The sequence below is a fragment of the Streptococcus sp. ZY171113 genome (assembly GCF_057748235.1).
This window is the reverse complement of the sequence record NZ_CM173243.1, coordinates 986,594-1,007,311: the sequence shown is the minus strand read 5'-3', so window position 1 is coordinate 1,007,311 and position 20,718 is coordinate 986,594. Positions and strand designations below refer to the sequence as shown.

Genomic DNA, 20,718 nt, shown 5'->3' with positions numbered 1-20,718 from the left:
AACAGCAAAAAAAGTTGGAAAAACTCCAACTTTTTAAGCTCATTATTTAGGCTGACGAAGCGCACCGTAGAGGACACCTGACACCACCGCACCGATAGCGATGAAGACCAGGTAAAGGAATGGGTTGCTGGTCAAGGCGATCACGAAGATACCACCGTGAGGAGCCATGAGTTTGATGCCAGCAAGGCCAACCAAGGCACCAGCAAGGGCTGAACCAGCCACAAAGCTAGGAATGGCACGGGCAGGGTCAGCAGCACCGAATGGAATGGCACCTTCAGTGATGAAGGACAGACCCATAACGATGTTGGTCAAACCAGAGTTACGCTCTTCTTGAGTGAATTTGTTTTTGTAAAGGAGGGTTGCCACGAAGACTGCAAGTGGTGGCACCATACCGCCGGCCATAACCGCCGCCATAGCCACAGAACCGCCGTTAGCAACAGTCGCTGCCAGGGTACCTGTACCAAAGACGTAAGCCGCCTTGTTAACTGGACCACCCATGTCAACGGCCATCATGCCACCAAGGACAAGGCCAAGGAGAATGGCAGAGCTGCCTTCAAGACCAGCCAGGAAGTTGTTCATACCCGTGTTGATAGCTGCCATTGGGATGTTGACGAAGTACATCAAGAAGCCAGTAATCAATACACCAAGGAGTGGGTAGAGGAGGATTGACTTGATACCTTCAAGTGATTTTGGCAGGTTAGCCAAGACTTTTTTGAGACCAAGCACAACCGCACCAGCCAAGAAACCACCAACCAGGGCACCAAGGAAACCTGATGATACCGCTGCTGGAACCGCACCTTCTGCGGCAGCACCGTAGTTGATTTTACCGATGGCCAAACCGTCTTTAGCGATGGCACCAGCTACAAAACCAGCTACCAAACCTGGTTTTTCAGCGATAGAGTAGGCAATGTAACCTGCAAGGAGCGGCAACATGAAGCCAAATGCTGCACCACCGATTTGCATGAACATAGAGGCCAATTCATTGTATGAACCCAGGCTGCCCAGGTTGGCTTCTGGCACACCAAGGGCACCATCAACCAAGAAGGCCAAGGCGATGATGATACCACCACCGATAACGAATGGCAACATTTGAGACACACCGCTCATGAGGTGCTTGTAGAAGGCACCACCCAAGCTAGTTGGCGCTGCAGCCGCTGCTGCTTGACCGTCGTTTTTCGCCACGTAAGTGTCCGCCTTTCCGTCCAAAATCAGGTTAATGAGTTCTTCAGTTTTCTTGATGCCATCAGCAACTGGACGGTTGACCAATGGCTTGCCGTTGAAACGGTCCATCTCAACTGCCTTGTCCGCTGCAATGATAACACCTTTGGCGTTTGCGATGTCCTCAGCCGTCAAGCGGTTGCCGACACCAGAGGCACCGTTGGTTTCAACCTTAATCCCAACGCCCATCGCTGCTGCTTGCTTCTTGAGGGCTTCTTCCGCCATGTAGGTGTGGGCGATACCAGTCGTACAAGCCGTTACCGCAACGATGAAGTCCTTGCCTGCTGGAGCTTCTGGGGCAATAGCTGGCGCTTCTTCAGCTGGAGCAAAGAGGGCATGCACTTCCTCTGCTGATGAAGCCGCACGGAGCTTGCTAGCGAAGCCGTCTGCCAAGAGGAACTTAGACAATTCAGCCAAAGCTGCCAAATGCGTGTCGTTAGCCCCTTCTGGAGCGGCAATCATGAAGAAGAGATCAGTTGGCTGGCCATCGAGTGAGGCGTAGTCAACACCCTTGTTTGATTTGGCAAAGAGAACAGTTGCCTCTTTAACCGCTGCATTTTTAGCGTGTGGCATGGCGATGCCATCGCCAAGACCTGTTGAGGTCTGGTTTTCACGGGCAACGATACCCGCCTTGAAGGCCTCAAAGTCAGAGACCACACCAGCCTCAGCCAGTTTAGCGACCATTTCATCAATGGCTGCTTCTTTAGTGGTTGCTTGCAAGTCAAGCAACATGACGTTTTTGTTCAGTAAGTCCTGAAGTTTCATCGTTTTTCTACCTCCACTTGGTTGTAAATTTGCTTAATAAAGTCAGCGTCAGCCAAATCGTCTGAGAAGGCTGTCGCGGTGCCACAGGCCACGCCCCATTTGAGGGCTTCAATCGGGTCACCAGACTGAACCAGGCTGCCAGTAAAACCAGCCACCATAGAATCGCCTGCACCGACCGAGTTCTTGACCTGACCCTTGATGGGTTTGGCAAAGTAGGCCGCTTCTTGGGTTACTAGGAGAGCTCCGTCACCAGCCATAGACACGATAACGTTCTGAGCACCTTTTGCCAGAATCTCACGGGCATAATGTTCCACATCGTCAAGGCCGTTGAGTTCAACCCCAAAGATGCTTTCCAGCTCATGGTTGTTTGGTTTGACCAGAAGTGGCTGGTAAGCCAGGCTATCCAACAAGGTCTGGCCTTCAAAGTCGCAGACCACTTGGGCACCCCGAGATCTAGCAGCACCAATAAGAGTTTTATAAAACTCATTTCCCAAGTTTGCAGGTGCTGATCCCGCAAAAACTACCACATCATTGGCTTCCAAACGATATAAGAGACCCAAAAGCTCTTCCAGCTTATGCTGACCAATATAGGGACCTGCCCCGTTAATCTCGGTTTCCAAATCAGCCTTAATCTTCACATTTATTCGAGTATCTTGATCCACCTGAATAAAGCGATGGTTAATTTGTTCCAAAACCAGGCCCTCCTCGATAAAGCGGCCAGTAAAGCCACCCACAAAGCCAGTCGCAGTACTATCCTGGCCCAGCCGTTTGAGGATACGGCTGACGTTAATGCCCTTGCCCCCCACGTACTTGTCGTCGCTGGTCATGCGGTTGACCGCCCCCAGCTCCAGGCTATCCAGCCGGACGATAAAGTCGATGGAAGGGTTGAGCGTCACAGTATAAATCATACCTCAATCACCCTCGTTTTCTCTTTTAATTTGGCCACGATGGCAGGGTTGCTAGCCGTGGTCAGGAGCGTGACGTCTGTCAGCTTGGCCACCTTGACAAAGGACCGTTGCCCCAACTTGGAGCCATCCGCCAGAACATAGGCCTCTCGGCTGCTGCGGATGACTGCCCGCTTGATGGCGGATTCTGCCAGGTCTGGTGTGGTCAGGTCCTCCTCGTCAACCCCGTTCATGCCCAGAAAGGCCTTGTCGAAGTTGAGGCCTTGGATTTGTTCCAATGCCAGAGGACCGATAGAAGCGTCCGTTGAGGACTTGATGTCCCCACCGATGATCATGGTCTTCAGCCCACGCTCCACCAGCTTGACCGCATGATGAATGGAATTGGTCACCACCGTCAGCTGTTTCGCTGTCAACAGATCCACCAAGAGGTCGGTCGTCGTGCCTGCGTCAATGAAAATCACATCCCCATCCGAAACCAGTTGGGCTGCCTTTTGAGCCAGAGCTTGTTTTTCTTGCACGTTTTTGACAGATTTTTGCTGGTTGGTCAATTCCTCCTGTAAGGTTTGGATTTTCTCCGCCCCACCATGAACCCGCCGCAACTTGCCTTCAAGCTCCAACTCATCCAAATCCCGACGAACTGTTGATTCAGACGTGTCTAGCATGGCAACCAGGTCTTCCAAGGAAACCGCACGCTCCGCCATCACTTTCTCTTCAATCAGCCGTTTTCGTTCCGATTTTAAGATGTCTCTCACCTCCTCTGCAATCGTTTACCATTTCATTATACCCCAAATTTTGCAGATGTCAAGCAAAATCTATCAAAAACTTTCAAAATATATAAGAGGACCTCTAAAAGCTCAGTTAACAACATTCAAATCGTTGATTCGATAGACTTTTGACTAGGATAATTAGTCAAAAAGCTAGTTTTTAGAGGTGCCCATTAAAAAAAAGAGCCTTAGCTCTTTGAGAAATTCTAAAAAGTATCATCCACTTCCTAAATGTAATCGATTAGTCGGGATACAAACTCCCCTCGCTTTCTTATGTCAAAGCTCGGGGCACCAATCGTCCGAGGGACGATTGCTCTGCTCCAGCGATTCGCTGTAAGCTCATCACTGCGTCGCCAAGCTCCTTGTTCTGGGACGACTATCGCAGGGGTAGGACGCAGTTCTTGTGAGCAAAGTTGTCAAATCACTCCCCTCGCCCCCTGTTTCAAGGCTCGGGGCATCAATCGTCCGCAGGACGATTGCTCTAGTCCCACTCCTTCAAGACATTGTAGTGGTAACTGGCCACTTGATAGCCCTGATGTTGATACATATCAAGGTTTTCTTCTTCTGAGAGGAGAATGACCTGCTGGTAATCACCAATAGCAGCTCGTTGAAGCTGGCTACCAATGCCACGACCACGGAAGGCTTCATCTACCCTGAAATCATCAATTTCCGCATAGTCACCAAAATACCAGGTCGTCACATCACCGATAATTTGCCCCTCATGCAGAGCCAGGAAAACACGACAGTCCTCTTCTAAAATGGTTTGTTCAGCCTGTCTAGCTTCCTTGGCATAGTCCTCACCATAAACCAAGCGTTGTTGATAACGGTAATCGTGATAGAGCGGCAAGAGCTCTTCTGACAGTTCTACAATGGCAATCCCATCCAAGGGCTTATCAGCCAACTTGAGAGCTGAAACAGGAGCCGTCATGACCAAATGCTTGGTCACCTCATAATCCTCTATCGCCATGTAGGCCGCCAACTCCTCAGACAAATCTGTCTGGTCTGGAAAGAAAACATGAACGTAGGTTCTCTCATACCCACTCTGTTGTTCCTTTATCCAAGCCACATCAGCCTCAAACTCAGCCAAACTTGGCAAAACCTCATAAAGCAGGTAGTTACTCCAATAGGTAGATGGCCGACTCTTGTCTTGAAAATAGGACAATCGTTCAGTCACTACCGTCGGCTGATCATCCGCCACCATCAATCGTGTAAAATCCATTCCTATTACTCCGTCAGATCCAAAATACTAATCCCATCCCGGCCATCGGTTTCCACCATTTCGACCAGAACTTCTTCTGTTTGAGCTGTCGGCAGGTTCTTGCCCACATAATCCGCTCGGATAGGGAGTTCACGATGGCCACGGTCAACCAGAACCGCCAGAGCCACTCGGCTAGGACGCCCCAGGCTGACCAAGTTATCAATGGCCGCCCGAATGGTTCGCCCCGTGTAGAGGACATCATCAACCAAAATCACATCCCGATCTGTCACATCAACCGACACAAGGCTGGTGTCTTCCTCCACCTTGACATCGTCCCGAAAGGGCTTGGTATCCAGCTCAATGACCGGCAAATCCAGACCTTCCAAACTCAAAATCCGCTCCTGCATCCGACGGGCGATATGAACCCCGCGGGTCTTAATCCCCGCCAGCACCACACGGCTCAGGTCCTTGTTGCGTTCAATCACCTCATAGGTCATCCGCGTGATGGCCCGCTGCATGGTCACGCCATCGACAATCTCTTTACGTTTCATCCTAACCTCCTAGTTGGCCTTGCCCCTCAGGGTTTCTAGCGTTTTTTGGAAAATAGCTGGCGCAGGGGCCGTGAAGACCAGCTCTTGGCCCGTTTTAGGGTGGGTAAAGCCCAGGGTCTGGGCGTGTAAAAATTGCCCCTGACCTGGCAGGGTCTTGCGAGGCCCATAAGCAGGGTCACCAGCCACTGGGTGACCGATGTAGGCCATGTGGACACGGATTTGGTGGGTTCGACCGGTTTCCAGGGTCAACTCAACCAGACTGTAATCCCCAAACCGCTCCAAGACTTGGAAACGAGTGACCGCAGGCTTGCCCTTGCTGGTTACCGCCTGTTTCTTGCGGTCCTTGTCGCTCCGCCCAATCGGTGCTTCAATGACACCGCGGTCCTTTGGCAGGTTGCCGTGGACGATGGCCAGGTACTTTCTCAGGGACTTCTTGTCCTTGAGTTCGGCCGCTAGGGCATTGTGGGCCTCGTCGTTCTTGGCAATCATGAGGAGACCCGACGTGTCCTTGTCAATCCGATGGACAATGCCAGGACGGACAACACCGTTAATCGATGACAGGTCCTTGATGTGGTGCATGAGGGCATTGACCAGGGTCCCTGACGGGTGACCTGCTGATGGGTGAACCACCATGCCCTGCTCCTTATTAACCACGGCCACGTCCTCATCTTGGTAGATGATGTCCAGAGGCAGGTCTTCTGGCAGGTAGTCCAAGACCTCTTCTTCTGGCACCGTGTAGCTAATCACATCGCCTGCTTTGACCACGTACTTGGCCTTGGTTGCTCTGCCATTGACCAAAACCGTCCCTTTTTTAATCTCCTCGTTGGCCTGGCTACGAGACAGGACCGTTAAGTCCGCCAAGGCCTTGTCCAAACGGCTGCCGCCGTCCTTAATGTGTAGTTCTGTCATTTTTTTCCTCCAGCCACAGGGCCACAAACATGAGGGCCACGCCCACGGTCAAGTAGCTATCCGCCACATTAAAAATCGCAAAATCCATAAAGTCCAAATGAACCATGTCCACCACATAGCCCAGCCGCAGGCGGTCGATAAAGTTGCCGATACCGCCTGTCATGATCAGGGTCAAGGGAATCAAACTCAAGCTTCGCTCAGGGGTCTTGATAAAGTAGCGACCCGCCACCAGCAAGAAAATCACCGTGGTCAGGATAAAGAACCACTGCTGGTCCTGCAAGATGGAAAAGGCCGCCCCTCGGTTTTGCAGGTAGGTCAAGCTAAAAAGGGGCGGGAAAAAGGGTTTCACCTCACCCAAACCGATGTTGGCCACCACCCAGACCTTGGTCCATTGGTCCAGAACCAAGAGGACCAGCCCCAGCAGCACTAAGTGTAATTTTTTCATGTTAACTCCTTCTGGCCCAAGCCAGCAAAATAATCTTCCATCACGCCCACAAACTTCTGGGCACAGGTGGACAGTTCCATCTCGGCCCGCTTGACATAGACCATCTGGTTGCCCACCGCCTTCTCAAGCGGAATGACCGTAATCCCGTTCACGCTGGCACTGTCCAGGAAACCAGACCCCGTCGCATAGGCATCCGTCCGCTCCAAAATCCCGTTCAAGGTCGCTCGGTCGGTCACCTTGTAAATCAGGCTGGACTCGGTCCGGTCCACCAGGTTCTCCGAGTAGTAGAGGTAGTCGTCCTTTTCTTGGGTAAAGAGCACAGCTGGCAGGCCGCTCAGGTCTGCCATGGTCAAGCTCTCCTTGGCAGCCAGAGGGTGGTCCTTTCTCAGGTAGATGTGGGTCTGAAAGTCAATCAGCTTGACGGCTTCAAGCCCTTGCTTGTCCATCTTGCGTTGGATGCCTTCACGGTTCTGATCGTTGAGGTAGATGATGCCCAGCTCACTGTGGCCATCAATGACCTCGTCCAAGATTTGCACCGTTGTCGATTCAAAGAGCCTGAAGTTCTGAAACTCAGGATAAGCCGTCGCAAACTGGGTGACTAAGGGAGCCAAAAAGTCATAGTGCTGGCTGGAAATGGAAAACTCCCGCTGCTTGCCGCCAGAACTGGTGTACTGATTTTCAAAGGAATCAAAGGAGCCGACCAGCTTCTGGGCCTTCTCAAAAAAGACCGCTCCTCGCTGGGTCAGGACCGCTCCAGATGTGGTCCGCTTGAAAATCTTAAAGCCCAGTTCCTCTTCCAAATCCTTGACCGCCACCGACAGGCTGGGCTGGCTAACGTAAAGGGTGCTGGCCGCCTCCCGAAAGGTACCACAGTTGGCAATGGCCACTACATAACGTAATTGTTGAATGTTCATAAAGCCTCTTTTTAGAATGTGCTAGTTCCATTATACCAAAAAATAGCAACTTTGACTGCTTATAAGAGCCCCCTCCTAAAGACCCTCACTTGTCCAAAAAAACAAACAGATTCTTAGATCACGGATAATTGTCCCCACGTGTGATGGTCACTAGTCGTTTTTGTGGAAATGGCAGAGCTGTCTAGACAAAATCCCTCACTTATGGTAAACTAGCCAAAAGATTAAGACAGGAGGCTAGCCGTGAAAAGATTATTTCCCAAACTCCATCAAGACTACCTAGACAGCCGGAGCACACCTCAAGAAGATTTCATTTACTGGTTTATCCAGCGCAAGATGACCTGGGGACAACGGTGGTTGTTGGTCATCGTTCTCAACTTTTCTCTCCAGCCCTTCTTTTTCAACCTCAGGGTCCTCCTATGGCTTTTCCGAATCGGCCTAGTTCTAGGTATCATTTACATTCTCGGTCACACCTATTTCTTTTTCAAAGACCGACACGAACAGAAAAACAAAGACTAAGAAAACACCCCCGTCCAGGCCTCACAGAGACCTGACGGGGATTTTCATTGGTTAATTGCTATCTAGTCTAAATGGGTCTTTCCCTGCCTCAAAATAGCTCCTATAAGGTTCTGGAAATTCAGCAACAAAAACGTCAAATAAGTTCTTTCGAGCCTTCTCCTCGTCCTTCCATGTTCTAAACAAGTGACGTTTATAAGCAATCAACTGGCGAACGATGCTATTAGTGACTTGGTACAATATGATAAACACCAAATCTTCTTTCTTAACCGTTTCATACAGCTCAAAGCCTTGCCCACGCTCTTGACTAAAAACCTGAGCACAGCCACTTTCCTCATCATAGGATATCTTAATCATCATGTCATGATAAGTGGAATCAAACAAGTTCTGAATCGGCTTGAAATGATAATACCCGTGCTGATAGAAGGAAGTCTGCAATAGTAAATCAACCGCCTCTTGAATTAAAGCACGCTGACTTGGAAACTTAGTCCTGCCTAATCTCCTTAAGCCGCTCATAAATCTCCTCAGGCGTTCCCAAGGCCATCAGCTCTTGGTACTTGACGGTTTCGACCAGGTCTTGATAAATCTGACTATCAGCAATCGGTCGCTTGTCAGCTTCTTTGTTGACGGTCATAACCCCATCGGCGATGGTGACAAAGCCCAGCTCCTCGAAAATCTGAATCATCTTGACCAGGAGAATCTGGTCAATCTTGAGAAAATGGCTGAGCTCCTTGAGTTTGTAGCGGACATCAAATTCTGGGAACTGATAAATGGTCTTGTAGAGTTTGGCATACTGGTCACGGCTGCCGTAACCTGCCAGGTAGTAAGGCGTTTTGATGGTGTTCTTGAAATAAACCGCCTCAAACTGCTTGCCTGCAAAGAGGGCTTTCAGGTCGGCCAGGCTGTCGGGCAGGTCGGCCACCACCACCTGTTTGCTGGTCGTATCAGCGGTCAGGACAGGCAGGCCTGCTGGCAGGGGGGCATTCTTGGCACGGATGTCAAAGAGCTGGACCCCCTCCACACGGGCGTCTTCCAGCATGAGCTGGAGGCTGGTCGACCCGTTCCAGCGGTTGACCGACAGGGTCACGGCCAGCTCCAAGCCCTTGGCCTGCTGGAACTCCTGGGCCAAAGCTCCCTGACCAAAGGCAACCAGGTCCACCTGGGTCTCGCCTTGAACCAGCCGTAGCTTGAGGTGGCCACCGCCCTGACCCATGGTTCTGGCCTGCTTGACCTGGACTTCTTTGAGCCCAAAGACTGGTTTTTTATGGTCCATGCCAAAGGGGGCCAGTTTGTCTAAACTCTTGATGGTGTCTAGGGAGAGGTCAGTCAGATCCAGTTGCTCATCCACCTGTAACCTTGGTTTCTGGCTGAGGTCAATGGCCTGCTCGGCCACATAGCTGACCAAAACCTGCTGAAGCTCCGAGAGCTTGTCCACGTCCAAGGTCATGCCAGCTGCTCCGCTATGTCCCCCAAAAGCCACAAAAAGCTCAGGATGAGGACTGAGGGCAGAAAAGAGGTCCAGGGCTTCGGGACTGCGGGCCGAGCCCTTGGCCAGGCCATCCGTGATGCCGAGGACAATCACCGGCTGACCCAGTTGCTCCAGGAGCCGACCGGCCACAATGCCCAGAACGCCAGGGTGCCAGCCCTCCTTGGCCAGCACCTGGACAGGCAGGTCGGGCTTGACCAGCTGGCTGGCCTCCTCGTAAATGCGGGCCACCAGCTCCTTGCGTTCCTCGTTCTTGGCTGCCACCATCTGAGCGATGCTGGCAGCCTCCTCTTCGTCAAAGCCTGTCAGGAGCTCCAGGGCAGGGTTAGGATCGTCCAAGCGCCCCAGGGCGTTGAGCTGGGGAGCGATGGTGAAGCCCACCGTCTCCTCGGTCACCGTGGCAGGGTCAATGTCAGCTAGGGCCAAGAGCTCCTGCAAGCCCAACCGCTCGGTCTCCCGCAACACCTGCAAGCCCGCCTTGACCAAAATGCGGTTTTCCCCCGTCAGGCTGACCATGTCGGCAATGGAGCCGATGGCCACCAGGTCCAGAAACTCCGTCGGCACACCTTCCAAGAGAGCCTGGGCCAGCTTGAAGGCCACCCCACAACCCGCCAAATGCTTGAAGGGGTAATCAGCCCCAGGGTGCTCTGGGTGAACAATAGCATAGGCTTCAGGCAGGTCACCAGGCAGGCTATGGTGGTCGGTCACCACCACATCAACCCCCTGTTCCTGGGCGTAGGCGATGGCCTCGTGGCCCGCCACCCCATTGTCCACCGTCACAATCAGAGACACGCCCTGCTGCTCGATAAAGTACTTGTAAACCGACAGGTTGGGGCCGTAGCCGTCCGTGAAGCGGTTGGGCAGGTAGGTCACCACCTCGGCCCCCAGCATCTCCAAAGTCTCCTTAACAATGGACGCCGCCGTCATCCCGTCCGCATCATAGTCCCCGTAAACCAGGATTTGTTCATTTTGGGAAATGGCAGAGCGGATACGTTCAACCGCCTTGTCCATGTCATTTAGGAGGTAAGGGTCATGTAGTTGGCTCAAATCTGCCTGCAAAAAGGCTGTCAGCTCTTCCCCAGTCTGCACGCCTCGGTTAAACAAGATGGCCGCTGCCAACTTGTCCAAACCCTCTTTTTTGGCCAGTTTCAAAAAGCCCTCATCAGGCTGCTGGCTTGCTCGTGTCCACTCATACTTGGCTGAAATCATGTCGTCTCTTTCTGGAATATAATCTGTTTCTATTGTAACAAAAATCAAGACAAACCAAAACCATTTGGCCAAAAAACTGGAGAATTTCTTTGCTAACGACTATGCTTCGCTACGTTTTCTCGTTCGAGCCAACAGTGCTCACGTCATACTCCCGAGCTCAAAAGAGCGATTTCCGTACTTATACTTCAAAGAGCATGTTTATTGAAAATCATCAAAGCACTTTTACTTTTCAGATAACCCATAAAATCGGAAATCGCAAGCTTTGGTGGTACCAACACGAGCATATGAATATGATCAGGCATCATGTGTCCTTCTATGATTTCTACACCTTTGTAAAGACACAACTGCCGAATGATACTAATTAAATCTTCACGAACCTTATAATAGATCGCCTTACGGCGATAGAAGGTGTAAACACGATATGATTGAGCACATCCATTTGGTGCGTGATAAACTGTAGCTGGTTGAGCTATTTCTCTCGCTTTCCCTTTTCTAGGCTCAAGCTCAACTAGTCCACTGGACTAGTTGAGTCCTCCTTATTTAGCCTGAACAAGACTTATACTGGAAAAATAAATGGAAGCTAAAGGTCTTGTCAGCCAGCATAGCTGGTGGTTTTCTTGTTGACTCTACGAGAAAACTGACTAGAAGCCATAAAGAGCTCTCCCCCAGACCATCCTAACCGCTACCTCGTCCTAACTTTGGAAAGATTGCAGAGCAATTCAGATTTACCACAAGACTTTCCTTTTTTTCCGAGGTATGCTATACTAAAGTCAAGGGCTTTCAAGCCTATCTTCACTACCATAAGGAAACCATTATGAAAAAATTATTACTTTTTCCGCTCACACTCTTCCTGACCCTTGGTTTGGCGGCTTGTAGCCAGTCTAAACCAACTGACGAGACAGCTTCTTCTGTTCAGTCCCAACAAATTGTGGCCAAACACTCCGATATTCGTTTGAAATTTAACGCCATTAAAATGGCCAAGGCTGACCAAGAATTCAAGGGCGGTAGTAGCCTGGCTCAGGTAAAGGAACTGTTTGGTGAACCTGCTAAGCACGAACAAGTCCCTGCTGGTGATGTGACCCTAGATGTTTACAACTGGCAATTTGACCAAGTTGATTTGACCGTGCAATTCTACCAAGACAACGTTGTGGTTCGATCCATTTCCAACTTCTACTTCATTCGCGACCCTAAGATTGGCCTCAAAGACTTCGACGGTCTTGCTGATAAACTAAGCTACCAGCAGGCCGTTGAGAAACTGGGCGAACCTGATGTCCTGTCTCAGGCAGTCTCCTCAGACAAGGAAGAACTCCAAGCCATTTGGGTCAGTGGCCTAAAAACCGATCAAGAAGCACGTATCCAGCTCCTCTTTGAAAACAATGCCTTAAAAACCAAAAATCAGTTCGGTTTGAAGGATTAATAAGACACGAGGCTGGGACAAAAGTCCAAACTCCAGTATTAAAAACGAACAAAGAAGGATTTCTGAAAACCAGAATTTCTCTTTGTTCGTTTTTTTGATTTTGTTGTTTCAGCAGGGGATAAGGGTATGTGATTTCGAAAACTCAAAATCTTTTTGTCCCAGCCTCGTTTTCCTATTTATAATTAAAAGCTCTTCTCGCCAACCAATCCCCGATTTCTGGGAATAGGGTGTAGAACTTGTGGGCCAGGTTCAGGCTCCAAAGCAAGTTGAGTTCCCGTTTGTTCTTGCCGATAAGAGCAACGACCTTCTTAGCTACCTGGTCGGGCTGGAGGGTAAAACGGCCAATCTTCTCCAAATACTGGCCACTTGGGTCAGCCGTGTCAAAAAAGCTGGTGGCAATCGGTCCTGGATTAACCGTGGTCACATAGACACCCTGATCCGCCAATTCCAGCCGCAGGGCGTTGGAAAAGCCAATGACCGCAAACTTGCTGGCCGCATAAACCGTGGCCTTGCTGGTCGCCATCAGCCCCGCCATACTGGCAATGGTGATGATATGCCCCTTCCTTCGCTCTGCCATTTTCCCACCGACCAGCCGCGAAAAGGTCATGACCGCCTGGGTGTTGACCGAAAGCATGGCCGCCTGCTCCTCATCCGTGTAGGCGTCAAAGGCCTTGAAGGTGCCAAAACCCGCGTTGTTGATGAGGACGTCCACTCGCCCAAACTCGGCGTAAACCTGGTCGATGGTTTGGGCAATAGCCGAGCTGTCAGTGATGTCTAGCTCCAGGCAGGTGGTCTGAGGTCGATCACCGTAGAGCGCCTGCAAACGCTCCTGGCTCCGCCCCAGCAAGACCAAGTGGTCCGCCACAGGCAAGTTGGCAACCATGGCTTGAGCCAGACCACCGCTGGCCCCCGTCATCAGAATCACTCGTCCGGTCATCAAACCTCAACCTCCTCCAAATCACGCACCACATGGGTCTCAGGGAAAATCTCCTGAGCATCCCGTTCCAACTGGCGAACATCACGCCCCATAAAGCGAGCTGAGATGTGGTTGAGCAAGAGCCGCTTAGCAAAGGCAGCCTTAGCCACCTCCGCCGCCTGAATATTGGTCGAGTGGCCATGCTTTTTGGCGATTTGCTCATCCCCCTTGCCGTAGGTGGCCTCATGAATGAGGACATCGGCCCCCAGACCCAATCGCACGCTGGCATCAGTCTTTCTGGTATCGCCCAGAATGGTCACCACCTTGCCTTTTCTCGGCTCAGAAATGAAGTCCTTAGCAATAATCTCAGTGCCATCTGGCAGGGTGATATCCTGACCATTCTTGACCTTACCAAAGAGGGGACCAAAAGGCACACCAGCTGCCAAGAGGGCCTCCGCATCCAGAGTTCCCTCCAAATCCTTCTGGGTCACCCGATAGCCCACACAGAAAATGGAATGATTGAGAGCCTCCGCATGGACCGTAAACTTATCTGTCTCCAAAATCAGACCCAGGGAGTTCTCATCAAACTCATGAAAGTGAATCCGATAAGGCAAACGGCTCCCTGTCACCCGTAGGCTGGTCATGACAAAGTTCTTGATGCCAACAGGTCCATAAAGGTCCACATCAGTCTGTTCCTCACTGGCCTGAAAGGCACGGCTGGCCAGAAAACCTGGTAAGCCCAGGACATGGTCACCGTGCAGGTGGGTGATAAAAATCTTCTTGACCTTACGCGGTCGAATGGTGGTCTCCAAAATCTGCTGCTGGGTGCCCTCCCCACAGTCAAACATCCAGACCTCGTTGATCTCGTCCAGCAACTTGAGCACCAGACTGGACACATTGCGCCCCTTGGACGGCTGGCCCGCACCCGTCCCTAAAAATTGAATATCCATACGTCACTTTCTAAACGGCGTCACATGCACCGTGTACTTCCTTTGGGAAAATCCGACATAAGTCTGGCCAGTAAAACGGCTGGCCGTCTCCATCACATCTTCCCTATTATAACCGCTGACCCGAACCGTTCCGTCAGCCAGTCGGTGGAGGTCAATCAAGAGCTGACCGTCGCTGTCCAACTCCTCAGCCCCTTCTTCCTCAAAAACCAAGTCTTCCAAGAAGACCTTGCCCCCGTCCTCATAAACGACCAGGTGAGGGAAGAGCTCTGCCAACTCACACTGTTCAATCTGAGAAACCGCCAGACCGTCCTCTGGGAAGGCCTGAGCCAACCCTCTGGCATTGACAAAAGCAAAACCGAAACTCCGCCCCGAGAGATTAAGCCGAACAAAGGGTTTGGCCTCGGTAAAATCAGGCTCGGTCACAAAGAGGTCCAGGGCCGTCGAGAGCTCCAGCAAGTAATCGGTCGCCGCCTGGGGCGAGCCCTTCTGGTAGTGCTCCGCAAAATAGGCGTTGATGACACTAGGCGGCGGGGTAATGACCGCCAGCTTCTGGTCATGGCTCAGTCCTTGTAAAAGCTGGGTCAGGTAGGCCCTGTCCAGACTAGTGAAACCGCCGTGCTTGAGGGCTAAATCAAGATAATCCATCATAGAAGTCCTCCAAGAGCCAGCGGTTGCTGGCGGCGATATGACCAGTCAGAGGCTGGTCATCGGTCAGGTCATAGCTGTCCAAGAGGGCCAGCTTGCTCAGGTCGTAAAGCTTGTGGAGCTTGTCAGGAGCGACAGAGACACTAAAGGGCTCAAAGAGCTCTCTTACCCGCTCTAAAATCAGCTGGCGGAGCTGGGTCTGGGCATCCTTGTCCCGAGCCGACAGGGTCGCATGGGGAAAGACGCTGGGTCTAAAATCCACCACCTGGTCCATCTTGTTGTAGATGACCAAGCGAGGGATATCCGCCATCTCCAAATCGGCTAAGATGTCCGAAACCACCTGCTCCTGCTCCTCATGGTTGGGGTCGCTGGCATCGATGACATGGAGCAGCAGGTCAACGTGACGGCTTTCTTCCAAGGTCGATTTGAAGGCCACCACCAGCTCGGTCGGCAGGTCTTGGATAAAGCCAACCGTATCGGTCAGGGTCGCCTCAAAGCGGTCTTGAAGGTGGATTTTCTTGGTGGTCGCATCCAGGGTGGCGAAAAGCTCATCCGCCTCATACTGGCTCTTATCGGTCAGAACGTTCATGATGGTGGACTTGCCCGCATTGGTGTAGCCAATCAGGCCAATTTTGAAGGCCTGGGAGGCCACCCGACGGTCTCTAACGGTCGAGCGGTTCTTGGCCACCTGCTTGAGCTGGCGTTCAATATCTGAAATCTGGTTGCGAATGGACCGGCGATTGAGCTCCAACTGGCTCTCACCTGGTCCTCGGCTCCCGATACCGCCTGCCTGACGGCTGAGCATGATGCCCTGACCAACCAGGCGAGGTAACATGTATTTGAGCTGGGCCAGGTGAACCTGCAATTTACCCTCATGGCTCCGAGCCCGCAGGGCAAAAATGTCCAAAATCAACTGCATGCGGTCGATGACCTTGATGCCCAGTTCTGTTTCCAGATTGGCATTCTGGCGAGGGGTCAGGCGGTTGTTGACCACCACCGTGTCAATCTCCTCGGCCTCAACCACGGTTTTCAGTTCTTCTAACTTACCAGATCCGACAAAGGTCTTGCTGTTATAGCGGTCCAGTTTTTGGGTGTAGCTGGCCACCACCTCTGCCCCTGCTGTCTTGGCCAGACTGGCCAACTCGGTCATGGACATGGCAAAATTGTGGCTGTCCTGCAATTCCACACCAACCAGAAGCACCCGCTCCTGGCTTTTTTGGGTTTCAATCATGTTGTTCTCCTGAAGGTCTTGTTTTTCCATTATACCACAGTTTTCCCGCTCTGCTATTTGCCGAAAACAAAAAACCTTTTCTATTGTGATAGAAAAGGCCAGGGCCTTAATCCCTAACAACAGGCAGAGGGCCGAAGCTCTGGCTGGTTGGCATGAGTTCCATGCGGTTGACATTGACATGCTTGGGTTGGTCAATCAGCCAGGCGACAGTCGCCGCAATATCCTCTGGCTGCAGGCTGTTGGTGCCCTCATAGAGCTTGGTCGCCCGGTCACTATCCCCCTTAAAACGAACGTTAGAAAACTCGGTGCCACCTGCAAGTCCCGGCTCGATATTGGTCACCCGAACGCCTGTGCCCGCCAAGTCCGCCCGCAAATTGAGGCTAAACTGCTGAACAAAAGCCTTGGTCGCCCCGTAAATATTACCCCCAGGATAAGGGTAGGTGCCAGCGATGGACCCCATGTTGATGATGTAACCCTGCTGGTCCACCAAATCAGGCAGGAGCTGATGGGTCAGGTAGGTCAGGCCGACCACATTGGTCATGAGCATGGTCTCCCAGTCGGCAAAATCCGCCTCCTGGGCCTTGTCCAAGCCCAGAGCCAGACCTGCATTATTGATAAGAACGGTTGGCGTCAGCCCTTTTTCCTTGATTTGGGCAATGGCAGAGCTGACAGAAGCCTTGTCCGCCACATCTAGGCCTAGAGGGACAAACTGGTCACCCAACTGCTGGGCCAGCTCCTCGAGTTTCTCCAAGCGGCGGGCCGCCCCAATCACGGTGTGGCCCTTGGCCACCAAATCTTGACAGATGGCCTTGCCAAAACCAGCTGAAGCCCCTGTTACTAATACAATTTCTGACATCATCTTCTCCTTTTACAGCTTTTCTTTTATTTTACCATATTTTTACTAAAACGACCGAAAATCCCTTGACTTTGTTTTGTGACAGTAGTACAATAAGGTTAATTCAATAGATTAAGGAGATAAACTATGATTCGGTTTGAACACGTGTCCAAGCGTTACGGTGACAAGGAAGCCCTGGCTGACCTCAACCTGACCATCGAAAACGGAGAAATCTTTGGCCTGATTGGTCACAATGGGGCTGGTAAAACGACTACTATCAGCCTTCTGACCTCCATCATTCAAGCCAGCTATGGGGAGATTTTTGTGGATGACCTCCTGCTCAGTCAGCACCGAGATGCCATCAAAAAACGGATTGCCTATGTGCCTGACTCACCTGACATCTTTCTCAATCTGACCGCTAGGGAATACTGGTCCTTTATGGCCAAGATTTACGGGGTCAAGCAAGAGGAGGCCAAGGAACGGATGACCCAGTTGGCTGCCCTCTTTGACATGACCGAACGGCAGGATGATTTGATTGATAGTTTTTCTCACGGTATGCGGCAAAAGGCCATCCTGATCGGAGCCCTGGTTCCCAACCCTGACATCTGGATCTTAGATGAGCCCTTGACTGGTTTGGATCCTCAGGCCGCCTTTGACTTGAAAAACTTGATGAAAGCACACGCTGCTGCGGGCAAGACCGTCCTTTTTTCAACCCATGTCCTGTCGGTCGCTGAACAGCTGTGTGACCGCATTGCCATTCTCAAAAAAGGGAAACTCATCTTCGTGGGGACTGTGGCAGAACTACAAGCAGCCCACCCAGACAAAGACCTGGAGACCATCTACCTAGAGCTGGCAGGTCGGCAAGTCGAACAGGGAGGTGAGTGACATGAACTGGAGCATCGTCAAGGAGTTGGTGAAAATCAACTTCCTCTATGCCAATCCCCAAACCCTCGGGGCCTTGCAAGCCCAACGGGCCAAGAACCCTCATAAAAAGTTCTCTCTTTTTAAGAAGCTCCGCAACCAGTTTCTCATCATGATGACCCTCTTTATGGTCATCTATGTTCCCATGTTTATGGGAATTAACTACCGCGAGTCCACAGGGTACTTCTCCGTTCAGCTAGGACTTTTTAGCCTGATTGCCCTGGTTTCAGGCTTTTCCAGCCTCTTTTCGGTCTTCTACGATAGCCAGGACAACAAGCTCTACCTATCTCTGCCTGTCAAGGCTTCCGAGGTCTATCTGGCCAAGCTCCTATCAGCTCAAGGAACCAGCCTGACCTACCTCATGCCCTGTCTATCCCTCATGGGGATCGTCTTTTGGCAGCTCAGCCAGTCACCTCTTTTAATCCTGTTGGCCCTGCCAGCCACCCTCATTCTCCTGGTCGCCGTCAACGCCATCAATCTGATTGTTCTCCACTTTATCGGCCAACTCTTGACCAAAAGCCCCCACAAAAAGCGGATTTCAACCCTGCTCCTGGGTCTATCAACCTTTCTGAGTCTGGGTCTCCTCCTCTTTCTCCAGTCCCTGACCCCATCGGTGACTGCCACAGGTGGCATCCATCTGCCACAAATCCCTTATTTCATCGGCTTCTATCACCTGGTCGCTGAGCCTTTTGGGACAATGGCAGGGCTGCATTTCTGGCTTCCCCTGCTGATTTTAGGCGGTCTGATTACTTATATCATCAAGACCATCCTGCCAAATTATTTCGACCAGCTGCACCAGATTGACAACCAAGCCAGCTCAGCTAGACCCAAAAAGAAAGGGTCAGCCAGCAACAAAGAGCGGTCTCTCAAGCAAGTTTTGACCAGACACCACCTGTCCACCATCCAAGACGGCACCCTCTTGATTCAGGCTTACCTGATGCCACTGATTTTCTGCTTCAGCATGATTGGCCCTGCCCTGGCCAATTCCCGTGGTCGCTTTGACCTCTCTGGTCTGGACTGGAGCTACTATGGCCTGGCCATGCTGGCAGGTCTCAACTTTGGAGCCCTGACCAGCGGTGCCAATAGCTTGCTCAGTGTGGGCATTTCCTTGGAGCGAGAAAACCTGACCTTCATCAAGAGCCTGCCCATCAATTTAAAAGACTTTCTCCTCAGCAAGTACTGGGTGCTCTTTTGGGCCCAAACCCTACCTGTTCTAAGCCTGCAAGTTGGTCTAGCTGCCCTCATCGCTAAAGTCCCTCTGGTACTCTTAGCCAGTTATGCCCTCGGCTTCTTTATTTCTGCCCACCTCATGGGCATGGTTATGTACAAGCGGGACTACCGCCTGCTTAACCTGACCTGGCAAAACATCAGCCAACTCTTCAACCGAGGCGGTAGCCCTTGGCTGGTAGGTCTGATTGCCTTTGCCAGCATGATTTTGGGGATTGCTTCCATGGCGGTATCGGCCATTCTGACCACCGTTTATTCCCCAGCCTCCGTCAGCTTTAGCCTCTTGACCCTGACCCTCTTTGTCGCTGGGCTGGGCTACGCCCTCATCCATCACCCCTTCAGCCAATTTCTGGACAAGATTGAGGCAGGTGACTAATTCTAAAAAAATCAAAACATACTAAAGATGAAATCGCAGACAGTTCCAACGGGCCAGTGGACTGTTGAAAAAACAAGAAAAGTTACGGTCGTATCTTTTAGAACCTGTATTCACATCTCAGCAGTCACTTGACTGGCTAGTTTTAGCTCACTCTTTGTCACATTTTTTTGCAATACGGGCAGTATTTCTGCAAAACTGTTTCTCGATTGCACCCAAACTAGCTTAGTCAATCAACTCCTTCGATGGTGAATACAGGTTCTTAGATTTTCAAAAAATCTAGCACATTAAAACGCAAGAACCATCTGGTTCTTGCGTTTTTGACTTAGTTTTCCAAGGCTTGGGCTGCTGTGATGATAGACAATTTGTAGATGTCTTCTGAACTTGAACCGCGAGACAGGTCATTAACTGGCTTGTTGAGACCTTGCAGGATTGGGCCGATGGCTTCAAACATGCCCAAGCGTTGGGCAATCTTGTAACCAATGTTACCAGCTTGCAGGTCTGGGAAGACAAAGACGTTGGCCTGACCAGCAACTGGACTGTCTGGAGCCTTGATTTTAGCCGTCGCTTCAACAAAGGCAGCATCAAATTGCAATTCTCCGTCAAGAGCCAATTCTGGGCGAGTTTCCTTAGCAATACGAGTGGCTTCAACCACTTTTTCCACATCTGGACCGCTACCGCTACCCATGGTTGAGAAGCTCAACATGGCCACTTTAGGGTCGATGTCAAAGATTTTAGCCGTGTCAGCTGTGCTAAGGGCAATCTCAGCCAACTCTTGGGCATTTGGGTCAATGTTGATGGCACAGTCGGCAAAAATGTAACGCTCGTTGGTGTTCTCACGGTTCATGAGGAAAACACCTGAGGTGCGTGAAATGCCTGGCTTGGTCTTGATGATTTGCAGGGCTGGACGAACAGTATCAGCCGTTGAATGGATAGCCCCTGAAACCATGCCGTCTGCAAAGCCCATTTGAACCAACATAACGCCGAAGTAGTTAACGTCACGCAGGATGCTATCAGCTTGCTCAGGTGTTGCCTTGCCCTTACGAATTTCCACAAAAAGGTCTTTCATCTGGTCAAAGAGCGGGTAGTTGTTAGGGTCAATGACCTGAATACCTGGGTTTGAGAAACCAAGTTCAGTCAAAAGGCTGTAAACCGCTGTCGGCTCACCCAAGATAATTGGCTCAGCCAAACCTTCAAATTTCAAACGAGCTGCCGCACGCACCACGCGGTCATCGTTACCTTCTGGGAAGACAATCTTAATGTGCTTGCCCACAATCTTGTTTTTCAATTCACCGAATAAATTCCGAATTTCCATGAGTTGCTCCT

Annotated in this window: 20 protein-coding genes and 1 pseudogene; 4 read left to right on the top strand and 17 right to left on the bottom strand. The window is 51.2% G+C overall.

Annotation, left to right across the window (positions count from 1 at the left end):
* Window positions 1-42: 42 nt before the first annotated feature.
* From AC3ARB_RS04705 to AC3ARB_RS04670, 8 genes are all read right to left on the bottom strand, one after another.
* Complete coding sequence (locus AC3ARB_RS04705; RefSeq protein ID WP_488321399.1) at window positions 43-1,983, bottom strand: PTS fructose transporter subunit IIABC; 1,941 nt, start codon at window positions 1,981-1,983, stop codon at window positions 43-45.
* Window positions 1,980-2,891 carry a 1-phosphofructokinase gene (gene pfkB / locus AC3ARB_RS04700; RefSeq protein ID WP_488321398.1) on the bottom strand — a complete coding sequence of 304 codons (912 nt, stop codon included), beginning with the start codon at window positions 2,889-2,891 and terminating at the stop codon, window positions 1,980-1,982. The genes AC3ARB_RS04705 and pfkB overlap by 4 nt, the downstream gene beginning before the upstream one ends.
* On the bottom strand, window positions 2,888-3,640 hold the full coding sequence (locus AC3ARB_RS04695; protein ID WP_488321397.1) for a DeoR/GlpR family DNA-binding transcription regulator: 753 nt from the start codon (window positions 3,638-3,640) through the stop codon (window positions 2,888-2,890). The genes pfkB and AC3ARB_RS04695 overlap by 4 nt, the downstream gene beginning before the upstream one ends.
* A 493-nt stretch (window positions 3,641-4,133) precedes the next feature.
* Window positions 4,134-4,871 (bottom strand): GNAT family N-acetyltransferase, encoded by a 738-nt coding sequence (locus tag AC3ARB_RS04690; protein WP_488321396.1) that lies wholly within the window; start codon window positions 4,869-4,871, stop codon window positions 4,134-4,136.
* Window positions 4,872-4,876: 5 nt separating this feature from the next.
* Window positions 4,877-5,401: a bifunctional pyr operon transcriptional regulator/uracil phosphoribosyltransferase PyrR gene (pyrR, locus tag AC3ARB_RS04685; protein ID WP_488321395.1), complete on the bottom strand. Its 525-nt coding sequence runs from the start codon at window positions 5,399-5,401 to the stop codon at window positions 4,877-4,879.
* Between the two features lie 9 nt (window positions 5,402-5,410).
* Complete coding sequence (locus tag AC3ARB_RS04680; protein ID WP_488321394.1) at window positions 5,411-6,310, bottom strand: RluA family pseudouridine synthase; 900 nt, start codon at window positions 6,308-6,310, stop codon at window positions 5,411-5,413.
* Complete coding sequence (lspA, locus tag AC3ARB_RS04675) at window positions 6,291-6,755, bottom strand: signal peptidase II (protein ID WP_488321393.1); 465 nt, start codon at window positions 6,753-6,755, stop codon at window positions 6,291-6,293. Before lspA ends, AC3ARB_RS04680 begins: the two co-directional genes overlap by 20 nt.
* Window positions 6,752-7,669, bottom strand: coding sequence for a LysR family transcriptional regulator (locus AC3ARB_RS04670; protein WP_488321392.1), 918 nt, complete (start codon window positions 7,667-7,669; stop codon window positions 6,752-6,754). The genes lspA and AC3ARB_RS04670 overlap by 4 nt, the downstream gene beginning before the upstream one ends.
* Before the next feature lie 240 nt (window positions 7,670-7,909).
* On the opposite strand from AC3ARB_RS04670, the gene AC3ARB_RS04665 reads away from it, so the two are divergent.
* Window positions 7,910-8,185 carry a hypothetical protein gene (locus tag AC3ARB_RS04665; RefSeq protein WP_488321391.1) on the top strand — a complete coding sequence of 92 codons (276 nt, stop codon included), beginning with the start codon at window positions 7,910-7,912 and terminating at the stop codon, window positions 8,183-8,185.
* 51 nt (window positions 8,186-8,236) lie between these two features.
* Here the strand turns inward: AC3ARB_RS04665 and AC3ARB_RS04660 are convergent, their stop codons facing one another.
* The 3 genes and pseudogenes from AC3ARB_RS04660 to tnpA form a co-directional block, all read right to left on the bottom strand.
* Entirely contained in the window at window positions 8,237-8,698 is a 462-nt protein-coding gene (locus AC3ARB_RS04660) for a hypothetical protein (protein WP_488321390.1), read from the bottom strand.
* Complete coding sequence (recJ, locus tag AC3ARB_RS04655) at window positions 8,667-10,877, bottom strand: single-stranded-DNA-specific exonuclease RecJ (RefSeq protein WP_488321389.1); 2,211 nt, start codon at window positions 10,875-10,877, stop codon at window positions 8,667-8,669. The genes AC3ARB_RS04660 and recJ overlap by 32 nt, the downstream gene beginning before the upstream one ends.
* Before the next feature lie 112 nt (window positions 10,878-10,989).
* Window positions 10,990-11,312, bottom strand: a pseudogene (tnpA, locus tag AC3ARB_RS04650) (IS200/IS605 family transposase); the annotation flags it as partial.
* 379 nt (window positions 11,313-11,691) lie between these two features.
* On the opposite strand from tnpA, the gene AC3ARB_RS04645 reads away from it, so the two are divergent.
* On the top strand, window positions 11,692-12,294 hold the full coding sequence (locus tag AC3ARB_RS04645) for a DUF3862 domain-containing protein (protein WP_488321388.1): 603 nt from the start codon (window positions 11,692-11,694) through the stop codon (window positions 12,292-12,294).
* 172 nt (window positions 12,295-12,466) lie between these two features.
* On the opposite strand, the gene AC3ARB_RS04640 is transcribed toward AC3ARB_RS04645, so the two are convergent.
* From AC3ARB_RS04640 to AC3ARB_RS04620, 5 genes are all read right to left on the bottom strand, one after another.
* Window positions 12,467-13,231: an SDR family NAD(P)-dependent oxidoreductase gene (locus AC3ARB_RS04640; RefSeq protein ID WP_488321387.1), complete on the bottom strand. Its 765-nt coding sequence runs from the start codon at window positions 13,229-13,231 to the stop codon at window positions 12,467-12,469.
* Complete coding sequence (gene rnz, locus AC3ARB_RS04635; RefSeq protein WP_488321386.1) at window positions 13,231-14,160, bottom strand: ribonuclease Z; 930 nt, start codon at window positions 14,158-14,160, stop codon at window positions 13,231-13,233. The genes AC3ARB_RS04640 and rnz overlap by 1 nt, the downstream gene beginning before the upstream one ends.
* Window positions 14,161-14,163: 3 nt before the next feature.
* Complete coding sequence (locus tag AC3ARB_RS04630) at window positions 14,164-14,808, bottom strand: cystathionine beta-lyase (RefSeq protein ID WP_488321385.1); 645 nt, start codon at window positions 14,806-14,808, stop codon at window positions 14,164-14,166.
* Window positions 14,792-16,036, bottom strand: a complete 1,245-nt coding sequence (gene hflX / locus AC3ARB_RS04625; protein ID WP_488321384.1) for a GTPase HflX — start codon at window positions 16,034-16,036, stop codon at window positions 14,792-14,794. The genes AC3ARB_RS04630 and hflX overlap by 17 nt, the downstream gene beginning before the upstream one ends.
* Before the next feature lie 106 nt (window positions 16,037-16,142).
* Window positions 16,143-16,892, bottom strand: a complete 750-nt coding sequence (locus AC3ARB_RS04620; protein ID WP_488321383.1) for an SDR family NAD(P)-dependent oxidoreductase — start codon at window positions 16,890-16,892, stop codon at window positions 16,143-16,145.
* Window positions 16,893-17,018: 126 nt separating this feature from the next.
* Here AC3ARB_RS04620 and AC3ARB_RS04615 point away from each other — a divergent pair, with 126 nt between their 5' ends.
* Together AC3ARB_RS04615 and AC3ARB_RS04610 are read left to right on the top strand one after the other, a co-directional pair.
* On the top strand, window positions 17,019-17,756 hold the full coding sequence (locus AC3ARB_RS04615; protein ID WP_488321382.1) for an ABC transporter ATP-binding protein: 738 nt from the start codon (window positions 17,019-17,021) through the stop codon (window positions 17,754-17,756).
* Window position 17,757: 1 nt separating this feature from the next.
* Window positions 17,758-19,395, top strand: coding sequence for an ABC transporter permease (locus AC3ARB_RS04610; protein WP_488321381.1), 1,638 nt, complete (start codon window positions 17,758-17,760; stop codon window positions 19,393-19,395).
* Window positions 19,396-19,717: 322 nt separating this feature from the next.
* On the opposite strand, the gene pta is transcribed toward AC3ARB_RS04610, so the two are convergent.
* Window positions 19,718-20,707, bottom strand: coding sequence for a phosphate acetyltransferase (gene pta / locus AC3ARB_RS04605; protein ID WP_488321380.1), 990 nt, complete (start codon window positions 20,705-20,707; stop codon window positions 19,718-19,720).
* Window positions 20,708-20,718 lie beyond the last annotated feature (11 nt).

Excerpts from the sequence above, each read along its gene's own strand:
- AC3ARB_RS04630 (WP_488321385.1), bottom strand. The coding sequence starts at position 14,808 with ATGATGGATTATCTTGATTTAGCCCTCAAGCACGGCGGTTTCACTAGT.
- AC3ARB_RS04610 (WP_488321381.1), top strand. The coding sequence starts at position 17,758 with ATGAACTGGAGCATCGTCAAGGAGTTGGTGAAAATCAACTTCCTCTAT.
- AC3ARB_RS04640 (WP_488321387.1), bottom strand. The coding sequence starts at position 13,231 with ATGACCGGACGAGTGATTCTGATGACGGGGGCCAGCGGTGGTCTGGCT.
- recJ (WP_488321389.1), bottom strand. The coding sequence starts at position 10,877 with ATGATTTCAGCCAAGTATGAGTGGACACGAGCAAGCCAGCAGCCTGAT.
- AC3ARB_RS04620 (WP_488321383.1), bottom strand. The coding sequence starts at position 16,892 with ATGTCAGAAATTGTATTAGTAACAGGGGCTTCAGCTGGTTTTGGCAAG.
- AC3ARB_RS04705 (WP_488321399.1), bottom strand. The coding sequence starts at position 1,983 with ATGAAACTTCAGGACTTACTGAACAAAAACGTCATGTTGCTTGACTTG.
- AC3ARB_RS04680 (WP_488321394.1), bottom strand. The coding sequence starts at position 6,310 with ATGACAGAACTACACATTAAGGACGGCGGCAGCCGTTTGGACAAGGCC.
- AC3ARB_RS04645 (WP_488321388.1), top strand. The coding sequence starts at position 11,692 with ATGAAAAAATTATTACTTTTTCCGCTCACACTCTTCCTGACCCTTGGT.
- AC3ARB_RS04670 (WP_488321392.1), bottom strand. The coding sequence starts at position 7,669 with ATGAACATTCAACAATTACGTTATGTAGTGGCCATTGCCAACTGTGGT.
- pfkB (WP_488321398.1), bottom strand. The coding sequence starts at position 2,891 with ATGATTTATACTGTGACGCTCAACCCTTCCATCGACTTTATCGTCCGG.
- pyrR (WP_488321395.1), bottom strand. The coding sequence starts at position 5,401 with ATGAAACGTAAAGAGATTGTCGATGGCGTGACCATGCAGCGGGCCATC.
- AC3ARB_RS04615 (WP_488321382.1), top strand. The coding sequence starts at position 17,019 with ATGATTCGGTTTGAACACGTGTCCAAGCGTTACGGTGACAAGGAAGCC.
- lspA (WP_488321393.1), bottom strand. The coding sequence starts at position 6,755 with ATGAAAAAATTACACTTAGTGCTGCTGGGGCTGGTCCTCTTGGTTCTG.
- pta (WP_488321380.1), bottom strand. The coding sequence starts at position 20,707 with ATGGAAATTCGGAATTTATTCGGTGAATTGAAAAACAAGATTGTGGGC.
- AC3ARB_RS04690 (WP_488321396.1), bottom strand. The coding sequence starts at position 4,871 with ATGGATTTTACACGATTGATGGTGGCGGATGATCAGCCGACGGTAGTG.
- hflX (WP_488321384.1), bottom strand. The coding sequence starts at position 16,036 with ATGATTGAAACCCAAAAAAGCCAGGAGCGGGTGCTTCTGGTTGGTGTG.
- rnz (WP_488321386.1), bottom strand. The coding sequence starts at position 14,160 with ATGGATATTCAATTTTTAGGGACGGGTGCGGGCCAGCCGTCCAAGGGG.
- AC3ARB_RS04660 (WP_488321390.1), bottom strand. The coding sequence starts at position 8,698 with ATGAGCGGCTTAAGGAGATTAGGCAGGACTAAGTTTCCAAGTCAGCGT.